Genomic DNA, 18,121 nt, shown 5'->3' with positions numbered 1-18,121 from the left:
TCGCTCCTTTAATAGTTTCTTGGTCCAAAAATTGCTGTTCCAATTCTAACAATTGTTGCTCCTTCTTCTATTGCCACTTCAAAATCGTGGGTCATTCCCATAGAAAGATGAGGGAATCTTCTGCCAAATTTCCTTTCCATCGCTTCTTTTATCTCTCTGAGTTTTGCAAAGTAAGGCCTTACCTCTTCTCTGTTTTCAACGTAGGGAGGTATTGTCATAAATCCGAGCAGTTTAAGGTTTTCTTTTTCAAGGATTTTTTCAACTAAAAAAGGAACTTCATCTTCTTTGCATCCGTGTTTTGTTTCCTCGGGGGAAAGCTTTACCTCTATTAAAACTTCCTGAATTTTTTCTTCTTTTTTTGCTCTTTTTTCAAGCTCTTCAATGAGATTTTCAGAATCAACAGAATGAATTAATGTGAACATTTTTACGGCGTATTTAACTTTGTTTGTCTGGAGATGGCCTATCATATGCCACTCTATCGGGAGGTCTGAAAGTGCCGGGATTTTTTCTCTTGCTTCCTGAACTCTATTCTCGCCAAACACTTTTATTCCGCAGTTGAAAGCTTCTCTTATCTCCTGTGGGGCTCTTGTTTTGGATGCTGCAAGGAGCGTTATCTCTTCTGGATCTCTTCCTGCTCTTCTGGCAGCGTTAGAGATTCGCTCTTTTATAGCTTCTATATTTTCTTTAATTCCCATTTTCTACCCTCTCATAAACTTCATTTGCAAAGAACCATAGGTCTTCGCTTAATTCAGATTCTGTCTTTTCCATAAATTTTTCAGGCGGAGCGTCGCAGATTCCTTTTTTAAAATCGGTTATTCCAACGGCGACAAATCCTTTTTTCTCAAAATTCCCTTTTCCGTCGTAGCGGAAGATATTTATTTGCACAAATTTAACTGAAGGAGATAGGGAGAAGACTTCTTTGCTTACTTTTTCCCAGAAAACTTCATTTCCTCTTTTTAGAATAAGTCTTGTTTTTCTGTCTTTCATTTTGCTTCCGTCAAGGTCATAGAACATATATTTAATGTTTAAAAAAACACCTTTTCTTTCTTCCTCAAGGTTGACGATGTGAATATCTTCAGGTGTTATAGGTAGAACTTTTGGAAAATATCCAAGCCTTTCTGTAATTGCACTTGATATCCTGGCACTATTGAATGTATCTACTAAAATATTTACTTTTGAAAGTATGCTTGAAGCAGAAATGTGATTCACTTTTGGAGTTATCGGTATAAAATTGCCAAACTTTCCGTTAACAGCTATGAAATTGCCGATTTTTATAAACGGTGTTTTTTCTTTTATGAAAGACAGGGTTTTTCCTTTTTCCGAAATTAACGTTCCATTTTTAAGAATTATTCCCGCCGGGAAAGTTCCTTTTTCAATCTTTATTTTGCTTGTTGGAACTGCTATCTTTTCACCCTTCTTTTCAATTATGGTTATACCTTTTTCAGATTTTATAACAGGAAAAATGCTTCCTTCCTTTAAAATCTCTTTTCCGTATAGAGAAACTCCTTCAAGAGATTCTTCTATAAGAGTAAACGTTCCTTCTATCTTTTCTGTAAATAAAAAGCTGTTTTGAGGGGATAGTTTTGTGAAATCACTGTTTAACCATCCGCTGGAAGTGTTTATCCAGTTGTTATATCTGTTTTGATAAGTTATTTCTGTGTTTTTATCTAAAGTGCCGACTATCTCTCCTTCAGGTTGCTTCCTTATGGAGATGGAATCTATCATAACCTGTGCGGTTGTGGTAGCCTTTGCTGAAACTACTCCTATAAAAATCATTGCAGCCATCTTTATAAGTAGATTTTTCATTCAGTGTTCTCCCTTTTAACAAACATTATAGCTTCTGCTTCTGCTACTGTTTCTCCGTTTTCTTTCTTCATTACTGCTCTGGTTTCTTTTAATCTTTTTCGGTTTTTCTCTATCCATGCTGTAACTGTTACCTTTTCTTCCACTTTTAAAGGTTTTATAAACTTTACTGTAATTTTCCCTGTTAAAAATCTTTCTTCTTCTGTTTGAAGGTGCGCCATTGCCTCATCAAGTATCATTGATATGACGCCACCATGAATAATGTTGCTGTATCCCTGGTAATACTTATCAAGAAAAAAAGTTGTATAGACTTTTCCGTTTTCTTTTTTAAATTCAAGTTTTAAACCTTTTGGGTTCTTTTTTCCGCATACAAAACAGAAGTTATCCCTTTCAGGTAACTTTTCCATGGTGCCTCATAATATTCAGTTTATAGTTTGAATTATACCAGCATCCAGCCGGTTTTACCCTCTTCACCTTTTCGGCGGATTTGTTTTCCAGTAAGGAGTGTAGTAATAAAATAGACCTGTTTTGACGGAAGATATTTTAAACGGGACAACTGCTGTAGAATAAGGAGAGTAACCGTAAATTCTTAATGTATCTCCTATGGTGGTAGTCAGTCCTTTTATAAGATAACGTGAATCTATCTGAATGTTGTAAATTATTCCATCATTAGTCTTGACTTTCAGAACATAAAATCCCCTTTTATTTTTTAAAGGAGCTATGCTTAAAACCTTTCCGATGAAAAATTTTGGGGTTACTTTTTTTATTTCAGGTTTAATAACTATTGGTTCTTTTTGGATGTTTGTCTTTACTTCTGCTTTTTCAGGAGCACAGCCTATGACAAGTCCCGCTACTAAAACTGTTAAAATTTGTTTTTTCATAACTTTTCTCCTTATTGTGTCATTTTCTTTTTACAACTTTTATTTTAGGTTTTCCGTCACAGATTACTTCTTCTTCAATACCTTCCTTCCCTTTTTTAAACTCTTCTTTTGCGATTCTAAAAGTTTTTATAAGTTCCATAAGCCGATTTCCTTTAAAGACAAGCGCTGCTATAATCGCTATTAAAATCCATTCAAACATTTGTCCTCCGGAAGAAACTTAAGTGTTGTAATTATCCCATAAATTTGGGTAACAAATAAGGTTTTTTTAATTCTATTACCCCTTTACAAAGAAGATTTCCTTTGATAAATTTCACCTTGCCTTTGTCACCGGTGAAACAGAATCAGGAGGTTATATAGATGGCTGTAGATAAAGATGTAAAGCAGGAAATTATAAAGAAGTATGGTTTTCATGAGAAGGATACAGGTTCTCCAGAAGTTCAGATTGCTCTTTTAACAGAGAGAATTAACATTCTTACAGAGCATTTTAGAGAGCATAAGCATGATAATAATAACAAAAGAGCTCTTTACAGGCTTGTTGGAAGGAGAAAGAAACTTCTGAAGTATCTCAAGGAAAAAGACTTTAACAGGTATAAAGAGATTGTTTTAAAGCTTGGTCTAAGAAAGTAAATTTTTCAATTTTGTTCAGGGGGAGTTTCCCCCTTATTTCAATCTCTACTTTCTACATTTTCCCCTCCCATTGTTCTGTGTCAGGTGATATACTATCTCTGCATAAATCTAAAAAACAAAAATAATATCTATTGAGCTTATGTTTTTAAGGAGGAAGCCGATGTCAATAACAGAAGTTTCAGGAGAAATAGGAGGTAAACCTCTTGTCTTTCAAACAGGTAAAGTTGCAAAGCAGGCTGACGGAAGTGTTGTTGTGTCTCAGGGAGATACTGTTGTTCTTGTAACTGCTGTTATGTCTGATGAACCGCGGGAGGATATAGATTTTTTCCCTCTTCTTGTTGAGTATAGAGAGAGAGCTTATGCTGCTGGTAAAATTCCTGGAGGATTTATAAAAAGGGAAGGCAAGCCTTCCGACGAAGAAGTTTTAAAATCAAGAGTTATTGACCGTTCCATAAGGCCGATTTTTCCAAAAGGTTTTAGAAATGATGTTCAGGTTATAGCTTTTGTTATATCTGCTGATCAGGAAAATGATCCTTCTGTTCTTGCTATAAATGGTGCTTCAGCAGCTGTTCATATTTCAAGAATTCCGTTTGAAAAACCTGTGGCAGGCGTTCGTGTTTGCAGGATAGATGGGGAGCTTAAAATCAATCCTTCTTATGAGGAGCGACAGAAAGCGGATATAGACCTTGTTGTTTCAGGTACAGATGAAGCGGTTGTTATGGTTGAAGGAGGGGCAAAAGAGGTTCCTGAAGAGGAAGTTCTTGATGCTATTTTGTTTGCTCACGAGGAGATTAAAAAGATAGTAAAGCTTCAGGAAGAGCTGAGAGAGCTTGTAGGAAAAGAGAAATACGAATTCACAGTCCCATCTCTTGATGAAGATACAAGGGAAAAGATAGAAAAATGGGTTATGGAAAGGATAGAACCTATTATCACAATTCCTGACAAGCATGAAAGACGAATGAAGCTTCGTGCTCTAAGAGAGGAGATGTTTATAGAGCTTGGGATACCGGAGGAGATGGCAAAACTTGCTAAAGAGGCGTTTGCTGAGGCAGAAAAGAAGTTTGTAAGACAGCTTGTTCTAAATAGAAGGATAAGGATAGATGGTAGAAAACCTGATGAAATAAGACCAATATCTGTTGAAGTCGGAGTTTTGCCGAGGGCTCACGGTTCTGCACTATTTACCAGAGGACAGACTCAGGCACTTGTTACTACTACTTTGGGTACTCCTGAGGAATATCAATTTGTAGAAGGACTTATGCCGGGAGAGGAAAAAAGGTTCATGCTTCACTATAACTTTCCGCCGTTTTGTGTTGGAGAAGTTGCTCCTATGAGAGGACCTGGAAGAAGAGAGATAGGGCACGGTGCTCTTGCTGAAAGGGCTCTTGCTCCTGTAATTCCTGATGAATCTGAATTTCCTTACGTTATCAGGGTTGTTTCTGATATTCTTGAATCAAACGGTTCTTCTTCTATGGCGACAGTTTGTGGAGGCAGTCTTTCTCTGATGGATGCTGGTGTTCCTATAAAAGCGCAGGTTGCTGGTATAGCAATGGGATTGATTATAGAAGGGGATAATTTTGTTGTTCTTTCAGATATTCTTGGCGATGAGGACCATCTTGGGGATATGGACTTTAAGGTTGCAGGAACACGAAAAGGAGTGACAGCTATTCAGATGGATTTAAAGGTTAAAGGTATTTCCCGGGATGTTCTTATGACAGCTCTTAAACAGGCGAGGGAAGGAAGGTTTTACATTCTTGACAGAATGGATGCTGTGATAGATAAACCGAGAGAAGAGGTTTCTCCTTTTGCTCCAAGGATAGTTTCTACCCACATTGACCCTGAGAAAACAAGAGATCTTATAGGACCTGGCGGAAAGACAATAAAAATGATACTTGATAAGGCCGGTGTTAAGATAGATATAAAAGAGGACGGCACAGTGCTTGTTTCTGCTCCTTCAGAGGAAGCTGCAGCTCAGGCGATAAAGATGATTCACGATGTAACAGAGGATATTGCCGTTGGCAATACTTATCTTGGAAGAGTTACCAGGGTGGAAAACTACGGTGCTTTTGTTGAGATGTTCCCTGGAAAAATAGGATTGCTTCATATTTCAAAGCTTCCTCCTGAGCTTAAAGAGGATATTCTCAATAAAGTGAAGGTTGGTGATATTATTCCTGTAAAGGTTATAGAGATTGATAAGCTTGGAAGAATGAAGCTTAGTAGAATTGATGTTAACGAGGAAGAGGAGAAGGAACTCAGAAAAAGTGGTGGATTCTATGCTGAGCCGGAGGATAAGTAAGTGAACGGTTTTAACTGGGCGGCTGGCTGGGTTTATGGAAAAGGCCTAAATATAGTGTTTGATGAGAGATTCCTTGATGTAGCTGTTAAGATTCATAGCATTTTAGGTGGAAATTTAAAAAGAGAGGGAGAAGAATTTATCTATTCCCTTTACTCTTTTCCTGAAGGTTTTTCTGTGGATATTGAGTTTGTTAAAGGTATTTTTGAAGCAAGCGGTGTGTGGGGAAATAAGACGGTTTTTATTCCGTCTGTTCCCCGGTTTTCTAAAAAGATAGCAGAGATTCTTTCTCCTTTTTCTCCTTATGAGGCAGGAGAGGGTTTTTTTCTTAAAGGAGATGGAGCTGTTCTCTTCTTACATGCTATATATGATGAATCTAAAGGGGAAAGATCGGAATACCATTTTGAAAAGTTTCTCTCCTTTCTTTATGGAGGAGATTGGAAAAGAAAGTTTATAGAGGTTTCTGTAGAAGAAGGGGGAATTCCTCCTTTTAAAAAGAGAATTTCTGACAGTGGCTGGGATTTGTATCTTGTTGAAGTTGTAAAGCAATCAGGAGATGTTTATCTTTTTGATACGAAAGTTAAAGTAAAACCTCCTGCCGGATATTATCTTGACCTTGTTCCCCGTTCAAGCATATATAAAAGCGGTTTTATTCTTGCAAACTCTGTAGGTATTATAGATATGACGTATAGAGGCACAATTAAAGTTCCTCTTGTCAGGATTGACCATTCAAAAGAGTTTCCAGAGCTTCCGTGGCGGGCTGTTCAGCTTATTCCAAGAAGGTTTTATCCTCTTGAGGTAAAGAAGGTTTCTTCCCTTGATGAAACTTTGAGAGGGGAAAGAGGATTTGGAAGTACCGGAAAGTAAGGAGATGTGGATAGGTGATACCTTTAAAGGATTTAAATAAAAGCAGAACGGTGCCTGTTGTTACAACCTACATAATTGTCATTTGCGTTATTATTTTTCTTTTTGAGCTTTCAATGGGCAGAAATGTTGTTTATCTTTTTCACGCTTTCGGTGTAATTCCCTATGAAATAGTTAGAGGAGTTGATATTCCTCCCCCTGATCCTCTTACCCCTTACGGGAATCTTATCAGTCATCAGTATCTTCATGGAGGTTTTTTCCATATAATCGGGAATATGCTGTTTCTGTGGATATTTGGTGATAACGTTGAGGATTATTTTGGAAAGTTAAAGTTTTTTATCTTTTACACTTTCTGCGGTGTAATGGCTGCTCTTATGCAGGTTTTTGCATATCCTGACTCTGTAGCCCCTTTAATAGGTGCTTCAGGAGCTATAAGCGGTGTTCTTGGAGCCTATTTTGTCCTTTATCCCAATGCTAAAATAGTTACTCTTGTTTTTTTAGGTTTTTTTGTTGACCTGATAGTTGTTCCTGCTTATATCTGGATACTTTTTTGGTTTTTAATGCAATTTTTGAGCCTTCTTGCTTCTACATCTGTTAACGGAGTAGGGGTTGCCTGGTTTGCCCATATTGGCGGATTTATAGTTGGTATGCTTATAACGAGGTTTGCAATTACTTTTAAAGGGAGGCCTTTAAAAGTAATTGAATAGCATCTGTTAATTGTTTATTATTTTTCTGGAAATTTCATCAGGAGGGACAATGAGGTTTATTGAAAATGCTGTTATGACAGTTGCAGAGCTTATGTGTGCTGCAGCCGTTACAGCTCCTAAAGGAAGAGGTGTTAATCTTTTATATGTTGATATTTTTACAGGAGATAGAAAAGATAGAGTTGCTGAGTTTATGATTGAGATAGGAAGGGAGAAAAATATTCCATTTTTTATAAGGGATGGAAAAAATGTTATTGATTCTCCTGTAGTTGTTTTTATAGGAACAAAGATTGCTCCAAGAAATGTTCCCAATTGTGGTTTTTGTGGAGCTTTAAACTGTATTGACTCTGTCAAAAAAGGGTTTTACTGTGCCTATGCTATAGGAGATCTCGGTATAGCTGTAGGTTCTGCCGTTTCTGTTGCTGCTGACCACAGAATTGATAACAGAATAATGTTTTCTTTTGGGAAGGCGGCTATTGAAGGAAGGTTTATTCCAGAAGAGATTAAAGTGGGTTATGGGATTCCTCTTTCTGTTTCAGGAAAGAGTATCTTTTTTGACAGGAAATAGATATGGAAAAATGTTGGGTTGTGTTTAAAACGGATGAAGGAGTTAAAAGTCAAACTGTTTCTATTGATGAATTAGCTGAAATTCTTGAAAAGAAACCGCTCTGGATCCATTTTAGAAACATGAGGGAAGATATTGAGGATTTTCTACTTGAGAAACTGAAGATAAATGAACTTTCAATAGAGGATGTTATTCTTGAAGATAGACCTAAAGCGGAAACTTTTGAGAGTTACGTATTTATCCTTCTTATCTATTTTGATGGTAGAATCAGTAGAAAGAGAAAGTTTTCTATCTTCTGGACGAAAGATCTGATTGTTACTATCGGAAGCAGAAAACTTTTTGAAGAGACAAAAATAGAACTTTCACTTGAAGAACCGGAAGATATTACTCCAGATAAAATTTTCTGGCTTATATCAAGTACTGTTGTTGATAGATGTAAGAAAGTTGCATTAACTCTTGAAAGACAGCTTGATGATATTGAGGTTAAAGTTTTCCGGGAGCAGAACCCGGAGCTTCTTGAAGATATTTCAGACCTTAGCTTTGAGATTATCTCTTTAAGGAGAACGGTGAAGCAGTTGAGAGATGTTTTTCGTTCTTTTCTTTCCTCTCTTCCGCGATTTGGAAAAACTCAGAGCATCCATTTTTTAAGGGATGTGGCTGATGAGCTTGTTATGCTTTATGACCATATAGATACGCTTCATGAAATGCTTCAGAACATTTTCTCTGTTTTTTCTTCTCTTGTTGAGTTTAAGCTTAACGATATTATGAAAACTCTGACTATAATAATGACCGTTTTTGCACCTATAACCATGATTTCTGGATATTACGGAATGAATATTGTTGACCTTCCGTTTGCTGACTCCCATTTAGGGCTTCTGATAGTTACAGGAATGATGGCTCTTATGAGCTTTGGATTTCTTGCCTATTTCAGGAAGAAGCAGTGGTTATAGGGATAGTTATTTCAAATACCGAGTAACCTTTACTTTTGTAAGCTTTAACTGTTCCATTGTGAGCTTTTATTATTCTTTTAACGCTGAAAAGTCCAATGCCGAAACCTTTTTCCTTGGTGGTTTTAAAAGGGGAAAATAGTTCATCCTCTTTCCACGGAATATTTGCGTTATCTTTTATTATTATTTTGAGACTGTTTTTCCCTTTCTTTGTCTCTATTATAAGTTTTTTCTCTTTTTTGTTTGAAACATCAAGAGCTTCTATGCCGTTTTTGATTATGTTTCTTAGTGCACTTTTTAGAAGATTTTTATCCCCTTTAGTAAAGATATTCTCTGCTTTACAGATAATTTCTATCCCTTTCAATGAAGTCAGTTCTTTAAACTCTTTAACAGCTTCATCAATAATATCTTTAATGTTTAACTTTTTCACATTCAGTTTTAAAGGTTTGTTCAGGGCAGCTGCCTCATCTATAAATTTTGATAGTTGCTGGACCTCTTTTTGAAGTATTTCTGCATATTTTAGGTCTTTTTTTGTTGCTATTCTATAAGCTATCATGTTTAATCTGCTTAAGCTATTTTTTACTTCGTGAAGTATTGAGGAGATCGCTATTGAGATGCTTTTAAGGCGTTCTTTTTCTGCTGTTTCTCTGCTCAGACTTTCTCTTTCGTCAAAATAGAGTTTAAGGGATAGGAAAATTCCTGCAATGAGGGCAATGCTTATAGCTGTGGCTATGAGAAACTGATTTAATATATGGGTGTTTATCTCTTTTTCCTTTGATATGTCAAAGTATAGTATTACCGAGAAGTTTTTAAAGTCTATTTTTCTTTCCATAAAATTTTTTTCAAAATTTGATCCTGGAACTTTTACGGTCCTATCGTAAAGTTTAATCTTTGCTCCTTTTAAAAGGCTTGAGTTTTCCATGTATGATGAAAGTGAACTAACCGGATCACCTCCACTTTCCACGGTGCTTTCAACCATAGATTTTACCCGTTTCAATTCATTGTTGATGGTTGATGTGAAAAAATTTTCCCATTCGGTCTTAAGTCTGTAAAAGTTAAAGCTGAAAACTCCCATAAGAGTCAGTGTTAATATGACAGGGACAACTATTTTAAGTCTGCTTCTATATTCCATACTTTTTCCGCTTATATCTTAAGGATTTCTCATCTATTCCAAGAAGTTTTGCCGCTTTAGTTTGAACATACCCTGCTTTCTCAAGGGCTTCTTTTATGAGTTTTTTTTCAAGTTCTTCAATCTGCTCAGGTAGAGTTTTTCTAATATCAGATGAGTTTGATTTTATTAATAGATGTTCGGAGGTGATTTCATTTTCAGCTATTAGGACAGCTCTGTGGATGATGTTTTCAAGTTCTCTTACATTTCCGGGGAAAGTGTAGTTTAACAGTGTGTTTAAAGCATCTTTTGACAGAATTACCTTTTTACCGTATTTAGTATTGAATTTTTTAAGGAAAAATCCTGTAAGTTCCACTATGTCTTCTTTCCTTTCTCTTAAAGGTGGGATTTCAACTCTTAAAACGTTAAGTCTGTAAAACAGGTCTTCTCTAAATTCCCCCTTTTTTACAGCTTCTTCAAGATTTCTGTTTGTTGCGGCAACGATTCTTACATCAACTTTTCTGGTGGAAAGTCCACCAACTCTTCTAACCTCTTTTTCCTGAAGAAATCTTAAAAGTTTTGCCTGCAGGTAAAGGGGTAAGTCTCCTATTTCATCAAGAAACAGTGTTCCCTTATCTGCTTCTTCTATTAAACCCGGTTTTGATTTTGTTGCTCCTGAAAACGCTCCTTTTTCATATCCGAAAAGTTCGCTTTCAAAAAGGTTTTCCGGGATTGATGTGCAGTTAACGGGTATAAATTTTCCTTTCCGTTCGCTTATCTTATGGATGTATCTTGCTATTACCTCTTTACCTGTGCCGCTCTCGCCTGTTATTAAAATCGGTGCATCGCTTTTTGCGAAAATATTTACTGTGGAGATAAGGTTTTTCATTACAGGAGATTTGAAAATGAAATCGGAACTTTCCGGCTTCTTTCTCAGGCGGGAAAGTTCGCAGCACTTGTTTAGAAGATTTGTAAGAACATCTATATCGTAAGGTTTGGTGATATAGTGAAAGGCACCTGCTTTTATAGCTTCAACGGCGTCCTCTATATTGCTGAAAGCTGTGATAATTACAACTTCGGTTTCAGGGCGGGTATTTTTTATCTCTTTCAAAAATGCAATTCCAGATTTTCCTGGAAGTTTTACATCTGTTACTACAACATCAACATTTTCTTTCTCAAGAATACTTTTTCCCTCTTCAGCTGATGAGGCAGAAACTACAACAAATCCTTTTTCATTTAAACTTTCTTCAAGCAGTTCCCTCTGTATAGAGTCGTCTTCAACTATTAAGACTTTTCCATTCATTTTATTTTCCTGAAACCATCTGATAAACCATTATAACCGATAAAATAGCTGTTATGAAAAATGTTATGAATCCAAATACGTTGCTCCAGATTCCGTTGGTATATTTACCAAGTAACTCTTTTTTGTTGCACAAGAGTAAAAGTATTCCAACAATTATAGGAATTAAAATGCCGTCAAGCACCTGGCTGTAGTATAGGGCGTCAACAGTAGATATTGAGAAAAACTGCATAAAACTTCCTATTACAAGTGCACCGAAAAATACTGCATAAAATCCTTTTGCATCACTCACTCTGTTTTTCAGTCCTTCCCTCCAGCCGAATGTGTTTGCAACAGCGTATGCGGCTGAGCCTGCAAGCACCGGGATGGCAAGGAGCCCGGAGAATATTATACCTATGCTGAAAAGTGCAAATGCGTATTCTCCTGCAAAAGGTTTTAAAGCAAGGGCTGCATCTTTTACAGTATCAAGCTTTACATTTTTGCCGAAGAATTCCGCTGCTGCGGCTACTATAATTGCATATGCCACTAAATTTGAATATACCATTCCGACCACGGTGCCAAGTTTGACCTCTTCAACCTGAACTACAGTTTTTTGCTCTTCTCTCTCCTGAGATGATTGCCAGAAAAGAAGATAGGGGGAAATTGTTGTTCCGAGAAGACCGAGAGCGGCTATTATAAAACTTAGATTTGCTTTTATGTGAGGAATAAATGTATTGATCACCATTTTACCGATATCAGGTTTTGCAACAATTGCTGAAATTATGTAGACAGAGAGGATGGATGAAAAGAAAACAAGAACTTTTTTTACTGTTCTGTAGCTTCTAAATATTACAAGGTAAGCTATAAGAGCGGTTAAAGGTGCGTCAAAATAGACAGCTTTAGAGTTCGTTATTATTGCAAGGATTTCTGAAAGTCCCTGAAGATCTGCACCTATTGTGATTATGTTTACGATGACAAGAAGTGTTACTATAAAAATTGTTACCTTTTTTGAGTAGATAGATTTGATTATTTCAGGAAGACTTTTTTCTGTTACTACAGCAAGTTTAGCAGCCATATTCTGGACTTCTATCATCATCGGGGTTGAGAGCAGTAAAAGCCAGAGCAGGGAATATCCTGTGGTTGCTCCTACAGCAGTGTAAGTAACTATTCCAGCAGGGTCGTTTCCAGAACCTCCTGTGATAAGTCCGGGTATAAATCTATTAAAATTTCTTCTTGCTGCTGCAAGTTTGCGCTTTTCTCTGTATTTTAATTTCACGGCATTTTGCCTCCGAGGTTGAAACTAATGAAAGATACAATCTCTTTTTTTAATATGCAATAACAAATGTGAGAATTATATTTAGAAATACAGTAATAATAAAAATGGGAGGTATTTCATGGGACAGGGATATGTTCCAGCAGGCAGAAAAGAGTACACATGGGAAAGTGACAATCCTTACTATGAAGGGAGGAAATATCCAGAACCAACTGTGTGCCCGGAGTGCGGTATTGTCTTCAAAGATGGTAGATGGCAGTGGAAGGAGGATGTGGAAGGTTCTTTCCCCTCAGATGTAAACAAAACTTTGTGTCCGGCGTGCAGAAGAAAAAGGGATAAGTATCCTGGCGGAATAGTAGTATTGAAAGGAAAATTTCTTGAGAAACATAAAGAGGAGATTTTAAATAGAATTAAGAATGTTGTTGATGATGTTTCAGGTTTAAGGCCACTTCAGAGAATTTTATGGGTAGAGGAGAAGCAGGAAGATGGTATTCCTGTAATTGAGATAGCAACAACAACAGAGCATCTTGCAAGATATATTGGTGAAGCAGTTAACAGTGCGTATAAGGGAGATTTTAAATTTAAGTACAATGAAGAGCAGAAATTTGTAAGGGTTTTGTGGGAAAGGAATATATAAAAAAAGGGGGAGTTAACTCCCCCTTTAATAATAGCCTTTTAAGATTAAAATACAAATAGAAGGATAAGAGCAACAACGAGAGCGTAAATAGCAAGAGCTTCAATAAGAGCAAGACCGATAAACATGTTTGTTGTAAGTCTTCCAGCAGCTCCTGGATTTCTTGCAATGGCCTCCTGTGTTCCTTTAAGACCGATACCCTGACCGATACCAGCGCCAGCAGCACCAATGGCAATTGCAAGCCCGGCGGCCATAGCAGCAGCAGATTTAACAGAAGCAGCTCCTGCTGCAGCACCTTCTGCAGCCATAGCAGGTAAAACGCCTGCTATTAGAAGGAAAAGAGTGTAGAGAAGAGTTTCCTTTTTAATTTTCATCCTATACCTCCGTAAACTTCAAGTAGTGTTGTTTTAGTGTTCTTCCTCTTCTTCGTGGTGTACTGCAAGTGATAGATAAACAACTGTCAACATACAGAAAATATAAGTCTGTAAGAAGCTGTTACCAAATACAATTGCAAGCCCGAATACAGGAACAAGTAAAGGAACCATTTTTAGTAGAACCCAGACAATCATCTCGTCACCGAACATGTTTCCAAAGAGACGAAGAGATAGTGATAAAATTCTTGATAGGTGAGAAACAATTTCAATAGGCAGCATTAAAGGTGCAAGGGCCTTAACAGGTCCCAGGAAATGTTTTAGGTAGTTTAAAAGTCCCTGCTCTTTAACAGCAACAATGTTGTAGGCGAAGAAGGATATAAGTGCAAGTCCTACTGTTGTATTAAGGTTTGATGTAGGCTGTATTGCTCCCGGAACAAGTCCTACAAGGTTTAAAGAAAGGATAAAGAACGCAAGTCCTCCTACAAGCGATAGGAAGGATAAGCCTTTTTCCTCTCCTAAAGCATCGGCCAGAACGCCGGCTATAAAACCAACAAAAGCTTCAAAAAGATACTGGAGTTTACCTGGTATTTTTTTGAGATTTCTTGAAACCAGGTATGAGATGAAGATAACAAAAGCCATGGTTATCCATGTCCAGTAAACTACTGGCCATGTGATGAATCCTGATGCTCCTCCGTGTTCCATCCGCTCCTCTCCTTTAAGATTATGATTGTAGTTATAATAAAGGCGAAAGTTGCCCATACAGCACCGCTAATTATAGCAAAGATGTGCTGTGGTGCAACCCTGATTCCTGCATAGAGTAAAGGTATTATAACGAAGTATTTTAATATAAAGGATCCCCCTGTTCCTTTATTGCCTTGAATTATTTTTTTTCGCCATTGTGATGAAAATCTTGCCAGAAATATGTAATCCAGGTAAATTACCGATGTTCCGTAGATGAACCATAATATTTTTGCAACGGACAGCTTTGAATATATACCAAATGGAACCACTCCGAAAAAAGAAACCATAGCCAGAATCTTTAAAACTTTTAATTCAAAATTTTTTTCTGTCATATCCATCCTGAACGGCCATATAGATGTTTTTAAAACCAGCAGCTATCCCGATGAATAACCAGAAAAGAGTCATCCACGGTTTTGTTCCAAGCCACTTATCAAGATAGTAACCTATAAAAAAACCTATTGCAACTGCAAAGACAAAACTCAAGGCAACGCTTGATAGTGAAGCTGTTTTAATATCTTCCTGTGTAATCTTAAACCGTTTTTTCTCCTTCATTACTCCTCAACTTCTGTTCTGTTTTTTCCTTTTTCTTTTGCTCTGTAAAGGGCTATGTCTGCACGATGGTAGATTGTATCAACATTATCATTTTTTTTGAAGGACGTGATACCACAACTGAAGGTTAAAGAAATATGTCTATTGTCTTCAGTTTTTATCGGTTTTAAGTTTTTTCTTATCCTGTCAACTATTTTTCTTGCTGCATCTATATTTGCGGATGGAAATATCAGGGCAAACTCTTCTCCACCAACTCTTGCTAAAGTATCTATTTTTCTTATACAGTTTTTTGCAGTTTTTACAAACTCTTTTAATACAAGGTCTCCCGTTTTATGTCCGTATGTATCATTTATATTTTTAAAATCATCAAGGTCTATAATTGCAAATGCAAGGGGAGTTTTCTCTCTTTTTGCCCTTTCTATATCTTCTTCAAGTTTTTTTATGAAATATAGTCTATTGTAACTTCCAGTTAAAGGGTCTGTTAGAAGGTTTTTAGATAGCTGCTCTCCGACGTTTTTAATGTTTTCTGTGAGTATTCCGAGTTCATCTTTTCTTGAGGAAATTTTCTCAAGGTTTTTAAGTGCATTAAAGTTTCCTTTTGATAGTTCTTCAAGGGAGATTGCTATCTCTTTAAGAATTTCTCTTACTGTGTTTGAGAATTTCCGTGAAATTATCAGGAAAATGATAGTGTATGATGTTATCAGTATAATTGCTATAATTATTAAAGTATGTTTTATGTTATGGAAGAAAGAGGTTAAAATATTTCCTTCATATACCTTTAATAAAGCTACAGTTTCTCCAAAAAGATTTTTAAGGGGCATGGTAGTAATTTCGGTTTTATCTTTTTTTAACTGGTGCCTTGTGCTAAAAACTTTCATTTTAACTGAAAGAAGCTTTTCCGCTTCTTTAATTTCCTTTTTTGAGAATAAGGTTCCAAAATATATAAAACCAAAGCTTTTTATGTAACCGTAACTGTCAGATAGTGGTAGTATTCCAACGTGATAAAGGTTTTCTTTTTCCTTCCACAAGAAGAATGTTAGCGGTTTTGCCATGTCCCCTTTTCTAAAATTCTTTCGTAAGTAGGTTATTATTTGTTTTACTTCATTTTTGTTAAAGAAAGGTTGGTTTACATATACGGCTTCTCCCTTTTCGTTATACACTCCGTATATTTCAAATTGTGTTGTTACCATTTCGTCATCTTCAAACATTTCTCTTAACCACTTGGTATTTTTCTTTTTTACGTTTTCATACATTTCATCCCACATTCCGAAACTGTTTAGCATATTTCCTATACGGTTTTCATGTAGTTGGATTAGGGTGGGAAAAGCCTGTTCTATCCTTCTTTTCTCTTTAATTTTAATTTGGCAAAACAGTTTTTTAGAGAACCATATTTCCAACGATAAGGAAAGTCCAAGAGAAAATAGAGTCATAACTAAGAGAAGCAGTAAAGATTTTTTTGTTAGCGAATTTACTCCTTTTCTTTTCAATCTATTCCCCGAATTTGTTCGGTGGAATTTTAGCAGTTTTATTGTGGAATTCAAATCTTAGGAGGATTTTATTAGAGTTTAAAGGGCGGGAATTATACTGTTTGAATCTATTGAAGTTGTTGAGAGAAATGTGTCAATTTCCGATTTTATAGGAAGTGACGGAAGAGGATAATCGTTCTTAACTATCTCTTCATAAGATGGTGTAAATTTTCCGCATCCGTAAACGGAACAGATTTTTTGTGCTATTTTTCCCCATGGTGGAGCGGATAATCTCCCTCCGTCAGCTCTCTTCCATAGGGTTTTATAGCTGTCCCTACCGTACCATACACTCATTACAAAGGATGTTGTAAATCCTGTAAAGTAAGCATCTCTCCAGTTGTCGGTGGTTCCTGTTTTTCCTGCCACATCAAACATATTTGTAAGGTATGCTATTCTTCTTGCTGTTCCGTTTTTAACAACATCCTGAAGAATTGTTCTCAGGATGGCTATATCTTTAGCATCGGCAACTTTTGTGAAAGAAGGAGTTCCTTTGTATATTAAATTTCCATGCTTATTATTGATTTCTTTGATTACAAAAGGTTTGTATAAAATTCCTCCGTTCTCTATTGCCGAGAAAGCTCTGATTATCCTGTAAAGATTTGAAGGAAAACTTCCCAGCACGTAAGATAGATTGAAATCCCCGTTTGTAAATCGGAATTTCTTAAGGTTTGCTTTTACAGTTTTGGGAATCATCATTGCAAGATGAATAGTGGCAACATTTATGGATTTTCTCAATCCATCTTTAACTTCAATGTATTTTTTGTATCTACTTGAATAGTTTTGAGGTCGCCAGAACTTTTGTTCTTTTTCATTTTTTTCCTTTGTTTCCATCGGAAGCTCTATTGGTGTGTTCTCTATGTAATCATAAGGGGAAATTCCTTTCTGGAATGCAGAAAGATAGGTTATCGGCTTTGCCGTAGAACCTATAGGCCTTAAAATCTGAAATGCACGGTTTAGTTTTGTTTTTTTGTAATCTGTTCCTCCAACGACAAACAGCACTTCTCCAAATCTGGTCATTGCCATCCCAGCACACTGAAGGTCTGGAATTTCATGACTTTCAGAGTATTTCTGTGCATATTCTGAAAGTGTTTTCTGGGCAAAGTCCTGAAGATTACTGTCAAGGGTTGTTTTGATTGTAAGTCCTCCGGTATATATCTCTTTCTGTGAAATAACTCTTTTTGCCATAAACTTGATAAAATCAAGGTCATATCCTGCTGTTCTTGGTTTTTCTGGTGCAGGTAAGATGTCAAGGGGCTGTCTTACTGCATTAAGATAGATGTTTTTTGTTATGTATCCGTTTTCATACATCTGTTTCAGAACCCAGTTTCTTCTTCTTAAAGCTCTTTCGGGATACTTAAAAGGGTTGTAGTATCCAGGACCTTTTATAAGAGCGGCAAGAAGTGCGCATTCTGTAAGTGTAAGGTTTTTCAGGTCTTTTCCGAAAAACACTTTTGCAGCAGCTTTTACTCCGTAAGCTCCACTTCCCAGATATACGTAGTTTAAATAAAGTTCCAGTATTTCATCTTTTGTAAGATTATTTTCAAGCTCTTTAGCTATACCTATCTCTTTCAATTTTCTGGATAAAGTTCTTTGAGGGGATAAAAATATAAGCTTTGCAAGTTGCTGAGTTATGGTACTCCCCCCCTGAACTATTTTCCCTGCTGTTAAATCCTTAACTGCTGCTCTTAAAAGTCCAACGGGGTCTATCCCTCTGTGTTCATAGAATCGGGCATCTTCTGCTGATATTACTGCAAATTTCAGGTTTTGAGGTATTTCATCTATAGGTGCGTAAAGTCTAAAATGTTTAGAGAAGAAATAACCTATAATTTTTCCGTTTCTGTCAACAACGGTTGTTGCAAAATCAGGTAATAGCTTCTCCTTGTAGGAAGGAGAAGCTAATGCTTTATATGATATTAGAAGTAAGAGTATGAATATAAAATGGGTAATGCGTTTCAT

The 18,121-nt window shown here is 36.5% G+C and carries 21 protein-coding genes; 7 read left to right on the top strand and 14 right to left on the bottom strand.

The window, feature by feature from the left end; genetic code table 11:
* Positions 1-8: 8 nt before the first annotated feature.
* From CHB58_RS07395 to CHB58_RS07375, 5 genes are all read right to left on the bottom strand, one after another.
* Positions 9-695 (bottom strand): YggS family pyridoxal phosphate-dependent enzyme, encoded by a 687-nt coding sequence (locus CHB58_RS07395; protein ID WP_089323471.1) that lies wholly within the window; start codon positions 693-695, stop codon positions 9-11.
* Positions 685-1,806, bottom strand: coding sequence for an SH3 domain-containing protein (locus CHB58_RS07390; RefSeq protein WP_089323470.1), 1,122 nt, complete (start codon positions 1,804-1,806; stop codon positions 685-687). Before CHB58_RS07390 ends, CHB58_RS07395 begins: the two co-directional genes overlap by 11 nt.
* Positions 1,803-2,210 carry a PaaI family thioesterase gene (locus tag CHB58_RS07385; RefSeq protein WP_089323469.1) on the bottom strand — a complete coding sequence of 136 codons (408 nt, stop codon included), beginning with the start codon at positions 2,208-2,210 and terminating at the stop codon, positions 1,803-1,805. The genes CHB58_RS07390 and CHB58_RS07385 overlap by 4 nt, the downstream gene beginning before the upstream one ends.
* Before the next feature lie 63 nt (positions 2,211-2,273).
* Positions 2,274-2,684 (bottom strand): hypothetical protein, encoded by a 411-nt coding sequence (locus CHB58_RS07380; RefSeq protein ID WP_089323468.1) that lies wholly within the window; start codon positions 2,682-2,684, stop codon positions 2,274-2,276.
* 19 nt (positions 2,685-2,703) lie between these two features.
* Positions 2,704-2,883 carry a twin-arginine translocase TatA/TatE family subunit gene (locus tag CHB58_RS07375; protein ID WP_089323467.1) on the bottom strand — a complete coding sequence of 60 codons (180 nt, stop codon included), beginning with the start codon at positions 2,881-2,883 and terminating at the stop codon, positions 2,704-2,706.
* 158 nt (positions 2,884-3,041) lie between these two features.
* Between CHB58_RS07375 and rpsO the strand changes: the two genes are divergently transcribed.
* From rpsO to CHB58_RS07345, 6 genes are all read left to right on the top strand, one after another.
* Positions 3,042-3,311 carry a 30S ribosomal protein S15 gene (gene rpsO, locus CHB58_RS07370; RefSeq protein WP_089323466.1) on the top strand — a complete coding sequence of 90 codons (270 nt, stop codon included), beginning with the start codon at positions 3,042-3,044 and terminating at the stop codon, positions 3,309-3,311.
* 160 nt (positions 3,312-3,471) lie between these two features.
* Complete coding sequence (locus CHB58_RS07365; protein ID WP_089323465.1) at positions 3,472-5,604, top strand: polyribonucleotide nucleotidyltransferase; 2,133 nt, start codon at positions 3,472-3,474, stop codon at positions 5,602-5,604.
* Complete coding sequence (locus tag CHB58_RS07360) at positions 5,605-6,468, top strand: dUTP diphosphatase (protein ID WP_089323464.1); 864 nt, start codon at positions 5,605-5,607, stop codon at positions 6,466-6,468.
* Between the two features lie 14 nt (positions 6,469-6,482).
* Positions 6,483-7,172 carry a rhomboid family intramembrane serine protease gene (locus CHB58_RS07355; RefSeq protein ID WP_089323463.1) on the top strand — a complete coding sequence of 230 codons (690 nt, stop codon included), beginning with the start codon at positions 6,483-6,485 and terminating at the stop codon, positions 7,170-7,172.
* Between the two features lie 49 nt (positions 7,173-7,221).
* Entirely contained in the window at positions 7,222-7,737 is a 516-nt protein-coding gene (locus CHB58_RS07350) for a ferredoxin domain-containing protein (RefSeq protein ID WP_089323462.1), read from the top strand.
* Positions 7,738-7,739: 2 nt separating this feature from the next.
* The gene (locus tag CHB58_RS07345; RefSeq protein WP_089323461.1) at positions 7,740-8,684 is read left to right on the top strand and encodes a magnesium transporter CorA family protein; all 945 of its coding nucleotides are present in this window, start codon (positions 7,740-7,742) and stop codon (positions 8,682-8,684) included.
* Here CHB58_RS07345 and CHB58_RS07340 read toward each other — a convergent pair.
* The 3 genes from CHB58_RS07340 to CHB58_RS07330 are packed head-to-tail and all read right to left on the bottom strand — an operon-like array spanning position 8,662 to position 12,344.
* Positions 8,662-9,813, bottom strand: a complete 1,152-nt coding sequence (locus CHB58_RS07340; RefSeq protein ID WP_089323460.1) for a sensor histidine kinase — start codon at positions 9,811-9,813, stop codon at positions 8,662-8,664. The genes CHB58_RS07345 and CHB58_RS07340 overlap by 23 nt on opposite strands.
* Complete coding sequence (locus CHB58_RS07335) at positions 9,803-11,092, bottom strand: sigma-54-dependent transcriptional regulator (protein WP_089323459.1); 1,290 nt, start codon at positions 11,090-11,092, stop codon at positions 9,803-9,805. Before CHB58_RS07335 ends, CHB58_RS07340 begins: the two co-directional genes overlap by 11 nt.
* 1 nt (position 11,093) lies before the next feature.
* Entirely contained in the window at positions 11,094-12,344 is a 1,251-nt protein-coding gene (locus tag CHB58_RS07330; protein WP_089323458.1) for an Nramp family divalent metal transporter, read from the bottom strand.
* A 118-nt stretch (positions 12,345-12,462) separates the two neighbouring features.
* On the opposite strand from CHB58_RS07330, the gene CHB58_RS07325 reads away from it, so the two are divergent.
* Complete coding sequence (locus tag CHB58_RS07325; protein WP_089323457.1) at positions 12,463-12,978, top strand: BCAM0308 family protein; 516 nt, start codon at positions 12,463-12,465, stop codon at positions 12,976-12,978.
* A 44-nt stretch (positions 12,979-13,022) separates the two neighbouring features.
* Here the strand turns inward: CHB58_RS07325 and atpE are convergent, their stop codons facing one another.
* From atpE to CHB58_RS07295, 6 genes are all read right to left on the bottom strand, one after another.
* On the bottom strand, positions 13,023-13,349 hold the full coding sequence (gene atpE, locus CHB58_RS09230) for an ATP synthase F0 subunit C (protein WP_219350095.1): 327 nt from the start codon (positions 13,347-13,349) through the stop codon (positions 13,023-13,025).
* A gap of 33 nt (positions 13,350-13,382) precedes the next feature.
* The gene (gene atpB, locus CHB58_RS07315; protein ID WP_089323456.1) at positions 13,383-14,051 is read right to left on the bottom strand and encodes a F0F1 ATP synthase subunit A; all 669 of its coding nucleotides are present in this window, start codon (positions 14,049-14,051) and stop codon (positions 13,383-13,385) included.
* Positions 14,009-14,422, bottom strand: a complete 414-nt coding sequence (locus tag CHB58_RS07310; RefSeq protein ID WP_089323455.1) for a hypothetical protein — start codon at positions 14,420-14,422, stop codon at positions 14,009-14,011. Before CHB58_RS07310 ends, atpB begins: the two co-directional genes overlap by 43 nt.
* Positions 14,403-14,642: an AtpZ/AtpI family protein gene (locus CHB58_RS07305; RefSeq protein ID WP_089323454.1), complete on the bottom strand. Its 240-nt coding sequence runs from the start codon at positions 14,640-14,642 to the stop codon at positions 14,403-14,405. Before CHB58_RS07305 ends, CHB58_RS07310 begins: the two co-directional genes overlap by 20 nt.
* Positions 14,642-16,126, bottom strand: coding sequence for a diguanylate cyclase domain-containing protein (locus tag CHB58_RS07300; protein ID WP_089323453.1), 1,485 nt, complete (start codon positions 16,124-16,126; stop codon positions 14,642-14,644). The genes CHB58_RS07305 and CHB58_RS07300 overlap by 1 nt, the downstream gene beginning before the upstream one ends.
* Before the next feature lie 78 nt (positions 16,127-16,204).
* Positions 16,205-18,121 (bottom strand): transglycosylase domain-containing protein, encoded by a 1,917-nt coding sequence (locus CHB58_RS07295; RefSeq protein ID WP_089323452.1) that lies wholly within the window; start codon positions 18,119-18,121, stop codon positions 16,205-16,207.

The organism is Desulfurobacterium atlanticum (genome assembly GCF_900188395.1).
Classification (GTDB): domain Bacteria; phylum Aquificota; class Aquificia; order Desulfurobacteriales; family Desulfurobacteriaceae; genus Desulfurobacterium_A; species Desulfurobacterium_A atlanticum.
This window is presented reverse-complemented; position numbering and strand designations above follow the sequence as displayed.